Here is an 18,608-nt window from a genome sequence, read left to right on the forward strand (position 1 = left end):
CCCGTCCACTGAATGGGAAGGCGCCGGTGGGAGCTCTAGCGACCGTCTCGGTCCTCGGACGCGGGGTCGTCGGCGCGATCGGCCCCCGTCGCATCGGTGTCGGTGCTCTTCTCCCGGGCCGCCGCGTCCGCGGGGGCGTCACCGGAGGTCTCGCCGTCGTCGGAGAGCAGGCCCGACGGGTCGGGCACGCGACCCTCGCTGACGAGGGAGAGCACCGGGAGGTGCCGGGTGCGCACGGACGGCAGGGCCACCTTCGTGTCGTCGGTCAGCACCGCGACGACCGACGCCTTCGGCGTGATCGCGAAGCCCTTGAGCGCGTCCCACGGCAACGTCCGGGTGCCGAGCATCGTCCGCACCTCGAGGCCGTCGCGCGTGGCGACCGTGCGGGTGCGCACGATCCACACCGCCACGAGGATGGGCACGACGAGCAGCACCAGCAGGTAGGGCAGGGTCGCGGCGAAGGGGAACATGCACATGAAGAGCATCAGCACGCCGATCAGCGCGGTTCCCGGGATGCGGAAGACGGCGCGGTGGCCCTTCTCCGGAGTGCCCTCGTTTGTCGCGCCGCCGTCGGTCGTGCCGCGCTCGTCCGTCGTCATGGTCGTGTCCTGCTCTCGTTCCGCCACACTGTGATGGTGCACCGCAGCTCAGCGGCGTTGCCATTCGGGGCAGTCCGATAGTCGGGAGGTCCAGTATCCGGGATCACTGTCTCGCAGAGTTGACACTTTCCGAGCGGTCCCGATAACGTCGCACCCGTGACATCGCAGCTTGTTCTCGTACTTCCCCCGCGCGTCGGCGCGTAGGGGACGGTACCTCTGCGTCGACGCGCGACCCTCGTGCGACCACACCTGGTCGGCGAGGGTTTTTTGTTGCTCGGACGGCGTCGAGGGACCTGCGTCTTCGCACGAGAACGGCAGCCCCGACCGAAGAACACACGACCCATACCGGACACACCCACGAGGCGAGAACCGATGACAAGCGCCACCTCGCGATCGGACACGAGCGCCGGGACGAAGCCCACCGCGTCGCCCGGTCACCCCCGCCCCAAGCCGACCCCGCCCGCAGGAACACCCATTCGGGTGACGGGCGCGCAGTCGCTCGTACGGTCCCTCGAGGCCGTCGGTGTCGAGGTCGTCTTCGGGATTCCCGGTGGCACGATTCTTCCCGCCTACGACCCGCTGCTCGACTCCACCAAGGTGCGGCACGTCCTCGTGCGGCACGAGCAGGGCGCGGGGCATGCCGCGACCGGCTACGCGCAGGCCACCGGCAAGGTCGGCGTGTGCATGGCCACCTCCGGGCCCGGTGCGACGAACCTGGTGACGCCGCTGGCGGACGCGTACATGGACTCCGTTCCCGTGGTCGCCGTCACGGGTCAGCAGACGCGCGGCCTCATCGGCACGGACGCCTTCCAGGAAGCCGACATCTGCGGCATCACCATGCCGATCACGAAGCACAACTTCCTGGTCACCGAGCCCGCCGACATCCCGAGGGTGATCGCCGAGGCCTTCCACCTCGCGAGCACCGGACGTCCCGGCCCCGTCCTCGTGGACATCCCCAAGGACGTGCTGCAGGAGACGACGTCGTTCGCGTGGCCGCCGGAGATGAACCTGCCCGGGTACCGGCCCACGCTGCGTCCTCACGGCAAGCAGGTCCGGGAGGCCGCTCGGCTGATCACCCGCGCGAAGCGCCCCGTGTTCTACGTCGGGGGCGGCGTGCTCAAGGCCGGCGCGTCGGCGCAGCTTCGCGAGCTGGCCGAGCTGACCGGCATCCCGGTGGTCACGACGCTGATGGCGCGGGGCGCGTTCCCCGACTCCCACCGGCAGCACCTCGGGATGCCCGGCATGCACGGGTCGGTGGCAGCCGTCGCAGCCATGCAGCGGGCGGACCTGCTCGTGGCGCTGGGCGCCCGCTTCGACGACCGGGTGACGGGCAAGCTGGAGTCCTTCGCGCCCGATGCCCAGGTGGTGCACGCCGACATCGACCCGGCGGAGATCTCCAAGAACCGCAAGGCCGACGTGCCGATCGTGGGCGACTGCGCCGAGATCATCACCGAGCTGGTCGACGCGGTGAAGGCCGAGACCGCGAACAGCGGCACGGCCGACCTGTCCGCGTGGTGGTTGCAGCTCGACTCGTGGCGCGACACGTTCCCCGCCGGATACGAGTGGCCCGCGGACGGCACGCTGGCGCCGCAGTACGTCATCGAGCGCATCGGCGCGCTCGTGGGTCCCGACGCCATCTACACGGCCGGGGTCGGGCAGCACCAGATGTGGGCGGCGCAGTTCGTCAAGTACGAGCAGCCCCGGACGTGGATCAACTCCGGCGGCCTTGGCACCATGGGCTTCGCCGTTCCCGCCGCCATGGGCGCCCAGTTCGGCAGGCCCGACAAGCAGGTGTGGGCCATCGACGGCGACGGCTGCTTCCAGATGACGAACCAGGAACTCGCCACGTGTGCCATCGAGGGCGCGCCCATCAAGGTGGCCGTCATCAACAACGGCAACCTCGGCATGGTGCGGCAGTGGCAGAACCTCTTCTACTCGGAGCGGTACTCCAACACCGACCTGGGCACGCACAAGCACCGCATCCCGGACTTCGCGTTGCTCGCCGAGGCGCTGGGATGCGCTGGACTGCGGTGCGACACGAAGGACAAGGTCGACGACACGATCCGCCGGGCCATGGAGATCAACGACCGGCCGGTCGTCATCGACTTCGTGGTCGGCAAGGACGCCCAGGTCTGGCCGATGGTGGCCGCGGGCACCAGCAACGACGAGATCATGGCGGCGCGGGGCATCCGACCGCTGTTCGACGAGGACGAGGTGTCGCAGTGACGACCCCTCACCCCGGAGCGCGAAAGGAACACAGGCGCGCATGAGTCAGCACACGTTGAGCGTCCTGGTCGAGAACGTGCCGGGCGTGCTCGCCCGGGTCTCGGGACTGTTCTCCCGCCGTGGCTTCAACATCGAATCACTTGCCGTGGGACCCACGGAGAATCCCGAGGTGTCCCGGATGACGATCGTGGTCGCCGTCGAGGAACAACCACTCGAACAGGTGACCAAGCAGCTCAACAAGCTCGTCAACGTCATCAAGATCGTGGAGCTGAACCCGGCCGCGTCGGTGCAGCGCGAACTGCTGCTCGTCAAGGTGCGGGCCGACGCCACGGTGCGGAGTCAGGTCCTCGAAACCGTCCAGTTGTTCCGCGCGAAGGTCGTCGACGTGTCGCCGGAGGCACTGACGATCGAGGCCACCGGAACCGCGGACAAGATCAACGCATTGCTCCGCATGCTGGAGCCGTACGGCGTGCGTGAGCTCGTGAAGTCGGGCATGGTCGCGGTGGGCCGGGGCGCCCGCTCGATCACGGCGACGGCGACCCGCTGACGCCCCACCGCCCAACCGAAGTGAAAGGAAGTACCACCCCTCATGTCAGTTGAGATCTTCTACGACGCCGACGCCGACCTCGGCATCATCCAGGGGCGCAAGGTCGCCGTGATCGGCTACGGCAGCCAGGGCCACGCGCACGCGCTCAGCCTGCGCGACTCGGGTGTCGACGTCCGCATCGGGCTCGCCGAGGGGTCGAAGTCGCGGGCCAAGGCCGAGGAGGAGGGCCTGCGCGTCCTCACGACGGCCGAGGCCGCGGCCGAAGCCGACGTGATCATGATCCTCACCCCGGACACGAAGCAGCGGGCCATCTACGAGCAGGACATCGCGCCGAACCTCAAGGACGGCGACGCCCTGTTCTTCGGCCACGGCTTCAACATCCGGTACGGCCTCATCAAGCCCCCGGCCGACGTGGCCGTGGCCATGGTGGCGCCCAAGGGCCCGGGGCACCTCGTGCGCAGGCAGTTCGTGGACGGCAAGGGCGTGCCCTGTCTCATCGCCGTCGAGCAGGACCCCACCGGTGACACGCAGGCGCTGGCGCTGTCGTACGCGGCGGCCATCGGCGGTGCCAGGGCGGGCGTCATCAAGACGACGTTCACCGAGGAGACCGAGACCGACCTCTTCGGTGAGCAGGCCGTGCTGTGCGGTGGCGCGTCGGCCCTCGTGCAGACCGGTTTCGAGGTGCTGACCGAGGCCGGGTACGCGCCGGAGATCGCCTACTTCGAGGTGCTGCACGAGCTGAAGCTGATCGTCGACCTCATGTACGAGGGCGGCATCGCGCGCATGCGGTACTCGATCTCGGACACCGCGGAGTACGGCGACCTCACCCGCGGCCCGCGGGTCATCACGCCCGAGGTCAAGGAGAACATGAAGGCCATCCTGCGCGAGATCCAGGACGGCACGTTCGCCAACGAGTGGGTCTCCGAGGACGAGCAGGGGCGTCCCAACTTCGCGAAGCTCCAGCAGTCCGGCGAGCAGCACCCGATCGAGGAGACCGGTCGCAAGCTGCGTGGCCTGATGTCGTGGGTGGACCGTCCCATCACCGAGACGGCCTGAGTCGACGTCGCCGTCGGGGCCCGGCACCTCGGGTGCGCGGGCCTCGACGGGCGTCGCCCGCGCGGAGCGTCTCCGAGTGTCCGTGCTGGAAGGTATGTCCTACCGTGGCGCTCCATGACGAACGATTCCGTTGTGGTCGACGACAAGGTCGACGTGCGCGAGGAACTCGATCTCTCGACCGCGCAGTGGAGGCGTCTTCCCGGTCCGGACCCCGACTCCGCCGACGGGCCCGACATCGTGGAGTACGCCTTCGTCACTCACAGCGACGCGGTGACCTACGTGGCGCTGCGTCAGGGGAGCGGCACGGACGGCACTGTGCTGGTCTTCACGCCGTCCGAATGGGACGCCTTCCTCCTGGGTACCAGGGCGGGGGAGTTCGATCGGCCGGCCTGAGAGACGGATGTGACGCTGTGTCCGCGGCTGCGCGGACACACGTCGTCGGGCGCGTGCGCGCCTCGCCTGGCCCAGGCCGTCGAGCGGGCCCGGCGCACATCGTGGGAAACGGTGTCCCGATGTGCCTTTTCGGTTCCGACGTATTGCGGCGGTCCGGTCGTCCAGGACTAGACTCCGGGCTTCGAGGACACAGTGTCGTGGCCTGCCATTGAGCGTCTGTGAATAACCCCGATTCTTGAGACGAAAGGCGCATCGTGAGCAATTCCAGCCAGCCCGTCGTTCTCCTCGCCGAGAAACTCGCACCGTCCGTGGTCGAGGTGTTCGGTGACGAGGTCGAGGTCCGGCATGTGGACGGTACCGACCGTCCCGCGCTGTTGCAGGCGGTGAAGGAGGCCGACGCGCTGCTGGTGCGATCCGCCACCAAGGTCGACAAAGAGGTGCTCTCCGAGGCGAGCAAGCTGAAGGTCGTCGCGCGCGCCGGTGTGGGGCTCGACAACGTCGACGTTCCCGCCGCCACCGAGCGCGGTGTGCTCGTGGTCAACGCGCCGACCTCCAACATCGTCTCCGCCGCGGAGCACGCCGTCGCGCTGCTGCTGGCCGTCGCTCGCCGCGTACCCGCCGCCGACCAGAGCCTGCGTAGTGGGGAGTGGAAGCGCAGCGCCTACACCGGCGTCGAGCTGTCCGGCAAGACCGTGGGTGTCGTCGGCTTCGGCAAGATCGGGCAGCTCGTGGCCGCCCGGCTCGCCGCGTTCGACACCAAACTGATCGCCTACGACCCCTACGTCTCGCCCGCGCGTGCGGCGCAGCTCGGGGTCGAGATCGTCTCGCTCGACGAACTGCTGGAGCGCTCCGACGCCATCTCCATCCACCTGCCGAAGACGCCCGAGACCAAGGGACTCATCGACGCCGCCGCGCTCGCCAAGGTCAAGCCCGGCGTGCTCGTGGTCAACGCCGCCCGTGGTGGGCTGATCGACGAGAACGCGCTCGCGGACGCGCTGCGTGAGGGCCGGGTCGGTGGCGCGGGCATCGACGTGTTCGCCGAGGAGCCCACGACGTCGAGCCCGCTGTTCGAACTGCCCAACGTCGTGGTGACGCCGCACCTCGGCGCGTCCACGCGGGAGGCGCAGGACCGCGCGGGCACCGACGTCGCGAAGTCGACACTGCTCGCGCTGCGCGGCGACTTCGTGCCCGACGCCGTCAACGTGGCGAGCGGCACCGTCGACGAGGAGGTGCGCCCGTACCTGTCGCTGACGCAGAAGCTCGGCACCGTGTTGGCCGCTTTCACCACCAAGGCACCCACCTCGGTGTCGGTGACGGCCGCGGGTGAACTCGCCAGCCACGACGTCAGCGTGCTGCAGCTCGCGGCCCTGCGCGGGGTCTTCTCCGGTGTGGTGGACAGCCAGGTGACGTTCGTCAACGCGCCTCGCCTCGCCGAGGAACTCGGCGTGGAGGTGGGCGTGTCCACCGAACCCGAGAGCCAGAACTACCGCAGCCAGGTCACCGTCCGCGTCGTGCACCCCGACGGCAGCTCGCACTCGGTGTCCGGCGCGGTGACGGGCAAGGACGAGGTGCCCAAGCTGATCGCCGTGAACGGCAGGCACTTCGACATCCGCGCCGAGGGCAACATGCTGCTGCTGGAATACCCCGACCGGCCGGGCGTCATGGGCCGCGTCGGAACGCTGCTCGGCGAGGCCGGCATCAACATCGAGGCCGCGCAGATCAGCCAGACCACCGACCGGTCCGACGCCGTGATGTTGCTGCGGGTCGACCGCGCCGTCGGCGGCCACATGCTCGACCCGATCGGCGCGACGGTCGACGCGCGCATGATCCGGGCGCTGAACTTCGACTGATCACCGTCGAGATCGATCTCGGGAACCCCGTCGGGGCCACGGCTCCGGCGGGGTTCCCGCGTCGAGGGGGACCGGTGGGTCGGCGAGCGTTCCCGGCACCGATGATTCTCAGCATCCGAGAATGATCGGACGTCCGTGCAATTTCCACTATGGATCGACGGAGCGCGCGAGCGTGTCGCACCGCACCGCTTTCGAGTGCCTTTCGACGCGTTCTTTATGACACGATTGAGTGACGGATGTTTGTGTGGCTGCGGCGTTTGGGTGGTCGTGCTTCGTCCGAATGGAGACGAACGGTAACCTGCCGTCGCTGGAGTTCGATCGCGGATGGGCTTCCGGAGCGCCGGGTGCCTGACTGACGGAGGTGTGTGGATGCGGCTTGCTGTGATCCCCGGCGACGGGATCGGGCCCGAGGTCGTGGCGGAGGCGTTGAAGGTACTCGCCGAGGTGGCCCCGGGAGCCGAGATCACCAAGTACGACCTCGGTGCATCCCGCTGGCACTCCACGGGCGAGCTGCTGCCCGAGTCGGTCCTGACCGAGCTGCGTCAGCACGACGCCATCCTGCTCGGTGCCGTCGGCGACCCGAGCGTGCCGAGCGGCATCCTCGAACGCGGCCTGCTGCTGCGTCTGCGCTTCGAACTCGACCACCACGTGAACCTCCGCCCCGGTCGGCTCTACCCCGGTGTGCGCGGTCCGTTGACGGACCCCGGCGAGGTCGACATGGTCGTGGTGCGTGAGGGCACCGAGGGCCCGTACGCGGGCAACGGTGGTCTGCTGCGCAAGGACACCGAGCAGGAGGTCGCCACCGAGGTCAGCGTCAACACCGCCTTCGGCATCCGCCGGGTCGTGGCCGACGCCTTCGCCCGCGCCGAGCAGCGTCCGCGCAAGCACCTCACGCTCGTCCACAAGACCAACGTCCTCGAACACGCCGGGTCGCTGTGGTCGCGGATCGTGGAGGAGGAGTCGCTCGCGCACCCCGACGTCACCGTGGCGTACTCCCACGTCGACGCCGCGACGATCCACCTCGTCACCGACCCGAGCCGGTTCGACGTCATCGTGACCGACAACCTCTTCGGCGACATCATCACCGACCTCGTCGCCGCGGTCACGGGCGGAATCGGGCTCGCGGCGAGCGGGAACCTCGACATCACGCGTCGCAACCCCAGCATGTTCGAGCCGGTTCACGGCAGTGCCCCCGACATCGCAGGCCAGAGTCTCGCCGACCCGACGGCGGCCGTGCTGTCGGTGGCGTTGCTGCTCGACCACCTCGGCGAGCGCGAGTCCGCACGTCGTATCGAGGCGTCCGTGGCGTTCGACCTCGCGACCCGCGACCAGAACAACCCGGGCAGCACGCAGGCCATCGGCGACCGACTCGCCGCGCTCGTGTCGTCGAACTCTCGGAGCCAGGCGAGCTGACGACTCGCCGTTTCCGCGCCCGGCCGCGGGGTACTCGGCGCCCATGCTCACGTGGTTGAAGAACCTGTTGGGGCGCCGGGAACCCGCGTCGTCCACCGCACCGGAGTCGGACGTCGCCGACGACCCCGCGGTGTCGCGGGCCCGCCCGAGCGGAGGGCGGCCCGGCGACGAGCGGGGCGACAACGCGTCGTCCACCGGGCCCGGGCACAACGACCCGGTAGTGGGGCGTATCAGCGGCGACGACCTCGGTTACGCGGGCGAGACCGGAGCCGAGCGGCGCAGCGAAGACTGATCGCGCGTCCGGTCACGGCGCCGTGCGGTAGTGGTAGTCGCACAGCGTCGTGAACCCGGCCCGGTCGTAGAGTCGGCGCGCCGGGACGTTGTCGTGCTCCACCTGCAGGTAAAGGTGTTCGGCGCGCCTGCTGCGTGCCCAACGCGCCAGCGCCGACACCACGGCGGTCGCGGCGCCGCGCCCCCGAGCGGCCGGGAGCGTCGCGATCCCGAACAGCCCGGCCCAGCCGCCGTCGACCACGACCCGTCCCACGGCGACGACCTGTCCGTCGACGCTCAGCTCGGCGAATCCCGACGGCAGGGTGACGCGACGCAGCAACGCCCACTCGGCGGGCGTGTCGCCGGAGTGTCCCGACGCCGTGAACCAAGCGTCGAACCAAGTCCGAGTTGGACGGTCGGCCACGGTGACCGACATGGCGGGCGGCACCAGATCGAGGACGCGGTCGACCGCCGCGGTTTGCAGCGACAGCGGGCTCTCCGCGCGGTAGCCACGTCCGGCCAACACCGCGTCGAGGGTGGCCGGACAAGCGCCCGGTGTGACCTGGAATCGCGTGGGGGAGTGTCGTCGCGCGTAGAACTCCTCCACGGCCGTCACACGCCGCCCCAGGTCGTCGTCCGAGACAGTGTCGTCCGGGGAGTGCGGAAGCACCGACTGCACCCACCACGCGACACCCGGTGAGTGGCGCAGCCACCAGCCGTCCGAGCGCCGGATCGTCTCGGCGGGCAGCGCGCGCGAGGTGCGCTCCTGCAACAGGCGGGGCAGCTCCGACACGGCGACCTCTTCCACGACCTTGATCCACTCTTTCCCGTGTGACGTGCCGAGCGACGTCACAGGCGATACGCGCCGCCCACTGTGGCAGGATGGGCGACGTGACCACCGCTCACGTGATCATTATCGGCAGGCGCGCCGGGTAGTGCTGCGACGAACCAGCACCCGGCGCGCGGACCTCTCGCATTCAGCGAGGGGTCTTTTTTGTTGGTCCACTCATCGTCACAAGGAGATCCCGTGAACCGCACGGAGCCCGCGAACACCCCGCTCGGAGACCAGTTCCACCTCTACGACACGACGTTGCGCGACGGAGCCCAGCGGGAGGGCATCTCCTACTCGATCACCGACAAGCTGGCCGTGGCGCGACTGCTCGACGACCTGGGCGTCGGGTTCATCGAGGGCGGGTGGCCCGGCGCGCTGCCGAAGGACACCGAGTTCTTCGCGCGGGCCGCGGCGGGCGAGTTGACCTTGCGGCACGCGGTGCTCGTCGCGTTCGGCTCGACGCGGCGGGCGGGAACAGCCGTCACCGCCGACCCGCAGGTGCGCGCGCTGCTGGACTCCCAAGCGCCCGTCGTGACGCTCGTGGCGAAGGCGGATGCCCGCCACATCGAGCGGGCGCTGCGGGTGGACGTCGACGAGGCGTGCGCGATGGTGCGCGACACCGTGTCGTTCCTCGTGAGCGAGGGCAGGCGTGTGTTCGTCGACGCCGAGCACTTCTTCGACGGCTACGCCCACGATCCCGACACCGCGCTGCGGGTACTCGACGCCGCAGGGCAGTCCGGGGCCGACGTGGTCGTGCTGTGCGACACCAACGGCGGGCAGCTCCCGTTGGGTATCGCCGACACCGTGCGGGAGGTCGCCGACCGCACCGGACTGCGACTGGGCATCCACTGCCAGGACGACACCGCGTGCGCCGTGGCCAACAGCGTCGCCGCGGTGCAGGCAGGCGCGACCCACGTCCAGTGCACCGCCAACGGCTACGGCGAACGCGCAGGCAACGCCGACCTGTTCGCGGTGGTGGGCAACCTCGTGACGAAGCTCGGGATGCCGGTGCTGCCCGAAGGGCGCGTCGCGGACCTGACGCGTACGGCACATGCCCTCGCCGAACTCGCCAACCTCGCTCCCGAGGAACACCAGGCGTACGTCGGTGCGTCGGCGTTCGCGCACAAGGCCGGTCTGCACGCGAGTGCGATCAAGGTGGACCCATTGCTCTACAACCACATCGACCCGGCGACGGTCGGCAACGACATGCGGGTGCTCGTGACCGAGATGGCGGGGCGCGCGAGCCTGGAGCTGAAGGGCAGGCAGCTCGGCGTGGATCTCGCGGACAAGCCGGAGGCGCTGTCGAGTGCGTTGAAGAAGGTGAAGACGCTGGAGGCGGAGGGGTGGTCGTTCGAGGCCGCCGACGCGTCGTTGGAGCTGCTGCTGCGGGCCGAGGCCGACGAGACGGCCACCGAGGCGCCGTTCCGGTTGGAGTCCTACCGCGTCGTGCTCGAACACCGCGCCGACGGCGACGTGGTGGCCGAGGCCACGGTGAGGGTGCACGTGGGCGGAGAGCGGGTCATCGCGACCGCCGAGGGCAACGGCCCCGTGCACGCCCTCGACGCGGCACTGCGCCAGGCGCTGCGGGGTCACCTGTCCTGGTTGGACACCGTGGAGCTGGCCGATTACAAGGTGCGCATCCTCGTGGGCAAGCCGGGGACCGACGCCGTCACGCGCGTGCTCGTCGAATCGACCGACGGCGACCGGACGTGGACGACCGTGGGCGTGCACCCGAACATCGTGGAGGCGAGTTGGCTGGCCCTGTGCGACGCCTTGGTGCACAAGTCCCTGAGGCCCTGACCCCAAGGCGTGTCCGCACCCCATGACGTCGTGTCGCGACTCTGTGACGCCGTGTCCGCGCCCTGTGACGTCGTGTCCGCGAGTTGCGCACGGGTGTCGGCGGTTTGCGCACGGGTGTCGGCGTCGCATGACCGCAACACGCATGCGAAAGATCGCAACACGAGTGCGGGAGGTGCGGACACGCGTGCGGGAGGTGCGGACACGCGTGCGGGAGGTGCGGACACGCGTGCGGGAGGTGCGGACACGCGTGCGGGAGTCGAGGACACGCCCGGGTTGGGGCGGCGGGGGGCGGAGTTAGGATGACGTCGTGCGTTTGGCTCGGATCGCTCACCCGGAAGGCGTCGCGTTCGGCTCCATCGAGGCCGACGGCGACAACGACAACGACGACGCGGCGCAGGTGCTGGAGATCGCGGATCACCCGTTCGGCAAGCCGAACTACACCGGGCGGCGGTGGCCGCTCGCGGACGTCCGGCTGCTGGCTCCCATCCTCCCGTCGAAGGTCATCGCGGTGGGGCGCAACTACGCCAAGCATGCCGCGGAGCTGGGCAACGAGGTGCCCGGCGAGCCGATGATCTTCCTCAAGCCCTCCACGAGCGTCATCGGCCCTCACGCGCCCATCAAGCTGCCGCCGGCGTCGTCGCAGGTCGACTTCGAGGGCGAGCTGGCCGTGGTCATCGGCCAGCCGGTGAAGAACGTCCGCGCGGAGCAGGCTCGGGCCGCGATCCTCGGCTACACGGTCGCCAACGACGTCAGCGCCCGCGACCTGCAGGCTTCCGACGGACAGTGGGGTCGAGCCAAGGGCTTCGACACGTTCTGCCCGATCGGTCCCTGGATCGAGACGTCGGTGGACCCGTCGGACCTGCGGCTCACCACCGAGGTCGACGGCGAGCTCAAGCAGGACTCGCGGACGTCGGCGATGGTGCACAAGGTGGAGGACCTCGTCGAGTTCGTGTCGTCGGTGATGACGTTGCTGCCCGGCGACATGATCATCACGGGCACGCCGGAGGGCGTGGGACGGCTCGACGATGGGCAGCAGGTCTCGGTGACCATCGAGGGCATCGGCACGCTGACCAACCCGGTGCAGTCGGCCTGAGTCGCGCCGTCAGCGGCGCGCGAACACGGGCGCCCGTTCCGGTCGTGGTCCGACTCCGATGATGACGGCGGGCACCGTCGACAACCACGGTGCTCGACGCATGAGCGCCGTGAACGGCTTCGGGGGTCCCGAACGTCGCCCGTCCATGACGGGAGCGACGACCACCCGGTGCAACAGTCGTTGCAGTCCCTGGACGACGATGGTCGGCATGATGCGTCGCCTGCGCACCGCCGCGAGCGCGCGTTCGTCGACCTGGCCCCGACGCAGCGGGCCTGCCAGCAACCGGGCCGCTGCGACGGCGTCCTGCACGGCGAGATTGATGCCGACTCCGCCCACCGGTGACATGGCGTGCGCGGCGTCGCCGATGCACAGCAGACCGGCGGTGTGCCAGCGTTCGAGCCGGTTCAGCCGGACGTCGAGGTGTTTGACGTCGTCCATCGTGGTCAGTTCGTGGACACGGTCGGCGAGGTGGGGGAGCAGTTCGGCGACGTCACGCCGGAAGGCCTCGATGCCGCGTTCGCGCAGTTCCGTGTCCATGCCCTTCCGAGCGAGGTAGGCGACCTGGTAGAAGTCGCGCCGCGGGATCGTGAGCGCGAAGCGTGAGCCCCGGATGTGGGGTTGCAGCCGGTCGGGGCCTTCGCCGGGATTGCGGCCGAGCCGGAACCACCACACGTCCATCGGCACGGGAGCCTCCTTGGGGCGTAGGCCCGCCTGGGCGCGCGCGAGTGACCAGCGGCCGTCGCAGGCCACGGTCAGATCGGCCAGCAGCGTGTGCGTGGCCCCGTCCTCGGTGCGGTAGCGCACGCCGCGCACCTGACCGCGGTCTTTGACGAGTTCGGTGACCTCGGAGCGCATCCGCAGTGTGAAGCACGGTTCTTCGGCTGCCGCGTCGGCCAGCAGTCGCAGGAGGTCCCACTGCGGTGTGATGGCGATGTACGGGTGGGGATGGCCGAACCGTGCGAGTCGTTTGAGGTCGCCGACGACGACCCGGCCACCGTCGGATGCGGGGAACGCGACCTCGGTCAGTCGGGTCTGGGGTAGCAGCGCGAATCGATCGCCGAGTCCCAGGTCGTCGAGGAGTCGGATCGTGGAGGGGTGCACGGTGTCGCCCCGGAAGTCCCGGAGGAAGTCGGCGTGCTTCTCCAGGACGGTCACCTCGACTCCCGCTCTGGCGAGCAGCAGGCCGAGAACCAGCCCCGCCGGACCGCCGCCGATGACGACGCAGGTCGTCCGCTCGTTCATCTCGACCCCCGTTTTCAATGACTGTTGAATAAATCGACCATGCACGAAGTCGCGATGCCCGTCAAGGGCGATACGCTGACAGGGCTATGAGTGAGACGAAGGCTGTACGTGCCCGCTTCTGTCCGTCGCCCACTGGAACCCCGCACGTCGGACTGATCCGAACGGCGCTGTTCAACTGGGCGTTCGCGCGCCACCACGGCGGCTCGCTGGTGTTCCGGATCGAGGACACCGACGCCGCGCGCGACAGTGAGGAGTCCTATCAGGCGCTGCTCGACGCGCTGCGCTGGCTGGGGCTCGACTGGGACGAGGGGCCCGAGGTCGGTGGCGAGTACGGGCCGTACCGCCAGAGCGAGCGGCGTGACATCTACGCCGACGTCGCGAAGAAGTTGCTCGACGCGGGCGAGCTGTACGAGGCGTTCTCGACCAACGAGGAGGTCGAGCAGCGTCGCCGCGAGGCCGGTCAGGACCCGAAGCTGGGGTACGACAACTTCGACCGCGACCTCACCGAGGAGCAGAAGCAGCGGTTCCGCGACGAGGGGCGCGTTCCCGTGCTGCGGCTGCGCATGCCCGACGAGGACCTGACCTGGAACGACCTCGTCCGTGGCGAGATCACGTTCAAGGCGGGCACGATCCCCGACCCGGTGCTCGTGCGGGCCAACGGCCAGCCGCTCTACACGCTCACCAACCCGGTGGACGACGCGCTCATGCGGATCACCCACGTGCTGCGGGGCGAGGACCTGCTGCCCTCGACGCCTCGTCAGCTCGCGCTGTACGCGGCGCTGCGCCGGATCGGCGTCACCGACTTCACGCCGGAGTTCGGCCACTTGCCCTACGTCATGGGCGAGGGCAACAAGAAGCTGTCCAAACGCGACCCGAAGTCGAACCTGTTCAACTACCGCGAGCAGGGTTTCATCCCCGAGGGGTTGCTCAACTACCTCGCTCTGCTCGGTTGGTCGATCGCCGACGACCGCGATGTCTTCACCGTCGACGAACTCGTCGAGGCGTTCCAGATCACGAAGGTGAGCGCCAACCCGGCCCGGTTCGACGCCAAGAAGGCCGAGGCCATCAACGGCACTCACGTGCGTGCGTTGCCGGCGGAGGAGTTCGTTCGGCGCACGGTGCCGTACCTCGTCGACGCCGGAGTACTGCCCGAGCAGCCGAGTGACGAGCAGCTCGACACGTTGCGCGCCATCGGCCCGCTCGTGCAGGAGCGTGTCACCGTCCTGTCCGACGCCGTGAACCTCGTGCGTTTCCTGTTCGTGTCGGAGGAGGAGTTCGCGCCCGAGGAGGCTGCCGCCACCAAGGCGCTCGGCGCCGATGCCGAACCGGTTCTGCGGGCCGCTGTGGACGCACTCGACGCGATCGACGAGTGGCGTACCGACGCGATCGAGGCCGCGCTGAAGGAAGCGCTCGTCGACGGGCTGGGTCTCAAGCCCCGCAAGGCGTTCGCTCCCGTGCGTGTCGCTGTGACCGGGCGCACCGTGTCGCCGCCGTTGTACGAGTCGATGGAACTGCTCGGTCGCGAGATTTCACTCGGGCGGTTGCGTCGCGCGCTGGCAAGCCACTGAGCGTAGACGTCCTGGACCGAAACAGAACCGCTTTATCACCTACTCAGCAGAGTTGGTGGCGCGAAATCTGCCCTAGCCTCGCGGGGTGGCTTCCGCGCTTGGCTTTCCTTCGGCATCGCACTCTGCCTCCGAACTCGACGGTGCTCCTCCGTGGGCACCGCCCGAGTTGCGGTTGGTGTGCCTGGACATCGACGACACGCTGATCGACTTCACGGCGGCGGGTCGGCACTCGTTGGCGACCCTGATCGGCAGGGCCGACATCTGGCCGCTGTGGGAGCGCATCACGGACGAGCACGTCGCCCGGGTCGTCGCGGGTGAGTTGGCCTACGCCGACATGCACACCGTGCGGACCCGGGCGTTCCTCGCCGAACTCGGCATCGTCGTGAACGCCGACCAGGCCGTCGAATTCGAACTGCGGCGCAAGGAACTGCTGCGTCGCTCCTGGCGCTTGTTCGACGACGTTCTTCCCTGTCTGGAATGGCTCACCGCCGCGGGCGTCACGCTCGCGGCGGTGACCAACGCGTCGGGTGCGCATCAGAGAGACAAACTCGGCAGACTCGGCCTCGCCCGCTTTTTCGACCACGTCGCCATCGCAGGGGAAATGGGAGTGGCCAAACCGGACCCCGTGATGTTCCACAAAGTGTGCTCCGCCGCCGGATGTGACCCGGCTCATGCGGTGCACGTCGGCGACAAACTCACCACCGACGCCGTGGGCGCGCGCGACGCGGGCCTCATGGGCGTCTGGCTCGACCGGCACGGCCACGACGTCGAGGTTCCGGCCGGTGTGCACGTGCTCCCCAGCCTCGGCGACCTCCCTGAGCTGCTGGTTTCCGAGTTCGCCCGGGTGGGTGTACCCGCTCAACGCTGACTAGGGGACCCCCGTGCAAGGCCGTTTTCCGCATGGTCTATATTTATTTCCAGCGGAGCCGAGCCGGAGAGATCCGGGGAGGGACCGCGATGGGGTATGGTGTAATTGGCAGCACGACTGATTCTGGTTCAGTTAGTCTAGGTTCGAGTCCTGGTACCCCAGCGCGAAGCGAGAAAACCGGTCTGGTACGATCACTTCGCAACGGAAAACGGCAAGCCCCCGTCGTCTAGCGGCCTAGGACGCCGGCCTCTCACGCCGGTAGCGTGGGTTCGAATCCCATCGGGGGTACGGAAAGAGCGAGAGAGCCCTCTCTGCGGAAAGCGCAGAGAGGGCTCTTTCCTTTTGTGTCCTGTGGGGGCCCAGCCCCCACACCCCAGCCGGGGGCACGCCCCCGGCCCCCCGGCCGGGCACTTCGGGTGGTGAGGTCGCCTTCGCTGGGGTTCCCGGCTTCGGGGGTGGGAGCCGAGCAACGGTCCCGGGTCTCGGGCCATTGGCTTCGCTTCGCTCGCCTCGGCCCTCGGCGGCTTCGCTTCGCTCGCCGCTTCGGACGGTCCGGCGGGGCGTGGCCGGCGTCGTTGCCTGTTTGGGCTTCAGAGGCGGTCTTGGAGGGCTTGCGCGGCTTGTAGAAGATCACTTGCCCACTTCGCGCCCGGGCGGCGGCCGATGCGCTCCACAGGGCCCGAGACGGACACCGCGGCGACCACGTTGCCCGCGCTGTCCCGCACCGGCGCCGAGACACTCGCCACGCCCGGCTCCCGCTCGGCCACACTCTGCGCCCAACCGCGGCGACGCACCTCCAACAGCGTGCGTTCGCCGAACACCGCGTCCGCCAACACCGCCTGCCGTGTGTGCGCGTCCGCCCACGCCGCCAGAACCTTCGCGCCCGACCCCGCCGTCATCGGCAAGCGCGCGCCCACCGGCACCGTGTCCCGCAGGCCGCTCGGCGGTTCGGCCGCCGCGACGCACACGCGCACGATCCCGTCCCGGCGATACAGTTGCACGCTCTCGCCGGTCAGATCCCGCAGCTTCGGCAGCACCACGCCCGCCGCGTCCAACAGTGGATCGACCGTTCCGCCCGCCAGCTCCGCCAGCGCGGGCCCCGGCCGCCACCGGCCGTCCGCGCCACGCCGCAACAGGCGGTGCACCTCCAGTCCCACCGCCAAGCGGTGAGCCGTGGCACGCGGAAGTCCGGTCCGTGAGCATAGCTCCGCCAGTCCGCACGGTTGGTCAGCCACCGCGTGAAGCACGGACACGGCCTTGTCGAGCACGCCGATCCCGCTCTGCTGGACCTGCGGCGCGTCATTGTTGCTAACATCGGGTTGTCCCACGAGGCGATACTACAATCTCGCAATATGGGAAGTCCATGATCGGCGAAGTGAGTCCGCTCGCTTTTGCAGACACACGCTCAACGGAGGAGCCCTGATGACCGAACGGCGGGGCCGCACACTGGCGGAAAAGGTGTGGGACGCACACACGGTGCGTCGAGGCGAGGGTGCCGAACCCGACCTGCTTTACATCGACCTTCATCTCGTCCACGAGGTGACCAGTCCGCAGGCGTTCGACGGACTTCGGCTCGCCGGGCGGAAGGTGCGGCGTCCCGACCTCACCATCGCCACCGAGGACCACAACGTCCCCACCGTCGGCCTCGACCTCCCCATTGCGGACCCGGTGTCGCGGACCCAGGTGGAGACGCTTCGGCGCAACTGCGAGGAGTTCGGTATCCGGCTGCACCCGATGGGTGACGACGAGCAGGGCATCGTCCACGTGATCGGCCCGCAGCTCGGTCTCACGCAGCCCGGCATGACGGTCGTCTGCGGCGACAGCCATACCTCGACCCACGGTGCGTTCGGCGCGATGGCGTTCGGCATCGGCACCTCCGAGGTGGAGCACGTGCTCGCCACCCAGACGCTGCCGCTGCGGCCGTTCAAGACCATGGCCGTCAACGTGGACGGGGAACTCCGTCCCGGTGTCACGGCGAAGGACATCATCCTCGCCGTCATCGCGAAGATCGGCACCGGTGGCGGTCAGGGATATGTGCTGGAGTACCGGGGCAGCGCCATCGAATCGCTGTCGATGGAAGCGCGGATGACCATCTGCAACATGTCCATCGAGGCGGGGGCGCGCGCGGGCATGATCGCCCCGGACGAGACGACCTTCGCGTATTTGAAGGACCGGCCGCATGCCCCGAAGGGAGCCGACTGGGACGCCGCCGTCGCCGAGTGGCGGCAACTGCGGACCGACGACGACGCCGAGTTCGACGCCGAGGTGCACCTGGACGCCTCGGAACTGACCCCGTTCGTCACCTGGGGCACCAACCCGGGCCAGGGGCTGCCGCTGGGCGAGTCGGTGCCCGACCCGGCTCGAATGACCGACGAGAACGAGCGACTGGCCGCCGAGAAGGCCCTGTCCTATATGGATCTGAAGCCCGGCACGCCGCTGCGTGACATCGCCGTGGACACCGTGTTCCTCGGCTCGTGCACCAACGGCAGGTTGGAGGATCTCAGGGCCGCTGCCGAGGTGCTCCGGGGCCGCAAGGTCGCCGACGGTGTGCGGATGCTCGTCGTTCCCGGCTCCATGCGGGTACGGCAGGCCGCCGAGGCGGAGGGCTTGCACGAGATCTTCACCGAGGCGGGGGCCGAATGGCGGGCCGCCGGGTGCTCGATGTGTCTGGGCATGAACCCGGACCAGCTGTCGCCCGGTGAACGCAGCGCCTCGACCTCCAACCGCAATTTCGAGGGCAGGCAGGGCAAGGGCGGACGGACCCACCTGGTGTCGCCGCTCGTGGCCGCCGCCACGGCCGTCCGAGGCACCTTGTCCTCGCCCGAGGACCTCTCGTAGCAGTCCCCGACTA

At 69.2% G+C, this 18,608-nt stretch carries 16 protein-coding genes and 2 tRNA genes; 14 read left to right on the forward strand and 4 right to left on the reverse strand.

Going from position 1 to position 18,608, the window contains the following annotated elements; translation table 11 throughout:
• Window positions 1–35: 35 nt before the first annotated feature.
• Window positions 36–599 carry a PH domain-containing protein gene (locus JAV51_RS12775; RefSeq protein ID WP_197320921.1) on the reverse strand — a complete coding sequence of 188 codons (564 nt, stop codon included), beginning with the start codon at window positions 597–599 and terminating at the stop codon, window positions 36–38.
• A gap of 372 nt (window positions 600–971) precedes the next feature.
• On the opposite strand from JAV51_RS12775, the gene JAV51_RS12780 reads away from it, so the two are divergent.
• The 7 genes from JAV51_RS12780 to JAV51_RS12810 all read left to right on the forward strand — a co-directional run bounded on the left by JAV51_RS12780 (window position 972) and on the right by JAV51_RS12810 (window position 8,376).
• On the forward strand, window positions 972–2,825 hold the full coding sequence (locus JAV51_RS12780; protein ID WP_197320922.1) for an acetolactate synthase large subunit: 1,854 nt from the start codon (window positions 972–974) through the stop codon (window positions 2,823–2,825).
• A gap of 40 nt (window positions 2,826–2,865) precedes the next feature.
• Window positions 2,866–3,372 (forward strand): acetolactate synthase small subunit, encoded by a 507-nt coding sequence (gene ilvN, locus JAV51_RS12785; protein WP_197320923.1) that lies wholly within the window; start codon window positions 2,866–2,868, stop codon window positions 3,370–3,372.
• Window positions 3,373–3,414: 42 nt separating this feature from the next.
• On the forward strand, window positions 3,415–4,428 hold the full coding sequence (ilvC, locus tag JAV51_RS12790) for a ketol-acid reductoisomerase (protein ID WP_197320924.1): 1,014 nt from the start codon (window positions 3,415–3,417) through the stop codon (window positions 4,426–4,428).
• A gap of 114 nt (window positions 4,429–4,542) precedes the next feature.
• Complete coding sequence (locus JAV51_RS12795) at window positions 4,543–4,821, forward strand: DUF397 domain-containing protein (protein WP_197320925.1); 279 nt, start codon at window positions 4,543–4,545, stop codon at window positions 4,819–4,821.
• Between the two features lie 254 nt (window positions 4,822–5,075).
• On the forward strand, window positions 5,076–6,671 hold the full coding sequence (serA, locus tag JAV51_RS12800) for a phosphoglycerate dehydrogenase (RefSeq protein ID WP_197320926.1): 1,596 nt from the start codon (window positions 5,076–5,078) through the stop codon (window positions 6,669–6,671).
• A 369-nt stretch (window positions 6,672–7,040) separates the two neighbouring features.
• A complete protein-coding gene (locus JAV51_RS12805; RefSeq protein WP_197320927.1) occupies window positions 7,041–8,084 on the forward strand; it encodes a 3-isopropylmalate dehydrogenase in 1,044 nt (347 codons plus the stop codon).
• Between the two features lie 43 nt (window positions 8,085–8,127).
• On the forward strand, window positions 8,128–8,376 hold the full coding sequence (locus tag JAV51_RS12810; RefSeq protein ID WP_197320928.1) for a hypothetical protein: 249 nt from the start codon (window positions 8,128–8,130) through the stop codon (window positions 8,374–8,376).
• Window positions 8,377–8,388: 12 nt separating this feature from the next.
• Here the strand turns inward: JAV51_RS12810 and JAV51_RS12815 are convergent, their stop codons facing one another.
• Entirely contained in the window at window positions 8,389–9,162 is a 774-nt protein-coding gene (locus JAV51_RS12815) for a GNAT family N-acetyltransferase (RefSeq protein ID WP_307845872.1), read from the reverse strand.
• 219 nt (window positions 9,163–9,381) lie between these two features.
• On the opposite strand from JAV51_RS12815, the gene cimA reads away from it, so the two are divergent.
• Window positions 9,382–10,986, forward strand: a complete 1,605-nt coding sequence (gene cimA, locus JAV51_RS12820; protein WP_197320929.1) for a citramalate synthase — start codon at window positions 9,382–9,384, stop codon at window positions 10,984–10,986.
• 307 nt (window positions 10,987–11,293) lie between these two features.
• Window positions 11,294–12,079, forward strand: coding sequence for a fumarylacetoacetate hydrolase family protein (locus JAV51_RS12825; RefSeq protein ID WP_197320930.1), 786 nt, complete (start codon window positions 11,294–11,296; stop codon window positions 12,077–12,079).
• Between the two features lie 9 nt (window positions 12,080–12,088).
• Here the strand turns inward: JAV51_RS12825 and JAV51_RS12830 are convergent, their stop codons facing one another.
• On the reverse strand, window positions 12,089–13,321 hold the full coding sequence (locus tag JAV51_RS12830) for an FAD-dependent oxidoreductase (RefSeq protein WP_197320931.1): 1,233 nt from the start codon (window positions 13,319–13,321) through the stop codon (window positions 12,089–12,091).
• A gap of 86 nt (window positions 13,322–13,407) precedes the next feature.
• On the opposite strand from JAV51_RS12830, the gene gltX reads away from it, so the two are divergent.
• From gltX to JAV51_RS12850, 4 genes are all read left to right on the forward strand, one after another.
• Window positions 13,408–14,889: a glutamate--tRNA ligase gene (gene gltX, locus JAV51_RS12835; protein ID WP_197320932.1), complete on the forward strand. Its 1,482-nt coding sequence runs from the start codon at window positions 13,408–13,410 to the stop codon at window positions 14,887–14,889.
• Window positions 14,890–15,064: 175 nt separating this feature from the next.
• A complete protein-coding gene (locus JAV51_RS12840; protein ID WP_197321043.1) occupies window positions 15,065–15,757 on the forward strand; it encodes an HAD family hydrolase in 693 nt (230 codons plus the stop codon).
• A 90-nt stretch (window positions 15,758–15,847) separates the two neighbouring features.
• Window positions 15,848–15,919, forward strand: a tRNA-Gln gene (locus tag JAV51_RS12845).
• 53 nt (window positions 15,920–15,972) lie between these two features.
• Window positions 15,973–16,045: transfer RNA gene (locus JAV51_RS12850), tRNA-Glu, on the forward strand.
• A gap of 302 nt (window positions 16,046–16,347) precedes the next feature.
• Here JAV51_RS12850 and JAV51_RS12855 read toward each other — a convergent pair.
• On the reverse strand, window positions 16,348–17,085 hold the full coding sequence (locus tag JAV51_RS12855; protein ID WP_197320933.1) for an IclR family transcriptional regulator: 738 nt from the start codon (window positions 17,083–17,085) through the stop codon (window positions 16,348–16,350).
• Window positions 17,086–17,179: 94 nt separating this feature from the next.
• Here JAV51_RS12855 and leuC point away from each other — a divergent pair, with 94 nt between their 5' ends.
• Window positions 17,180–18,595, forward strand: a complete 1,416-nt coding sequence (leuC, locus tag JAV51_RS12860) for a 3-isopropylmalate dehydratase large subunit (RefSeq protein ID WP_197320934.1) — start codon at window positions 17,180–17,182, stop codon at window positions 18,593–18,595.
• The last annotated feature ends 13 nt before the right edge of the window (window positions 18,596–18,608 follow it).

This window comes from Saccharomonospora sp. NB11 (genome assembly GCF_015910535.1).
GTDB lineage: Bacteria > Actinomycetota > Actinomycetes > Mycobacteriales > Pseudonocardiaceae > Saccharomonospora.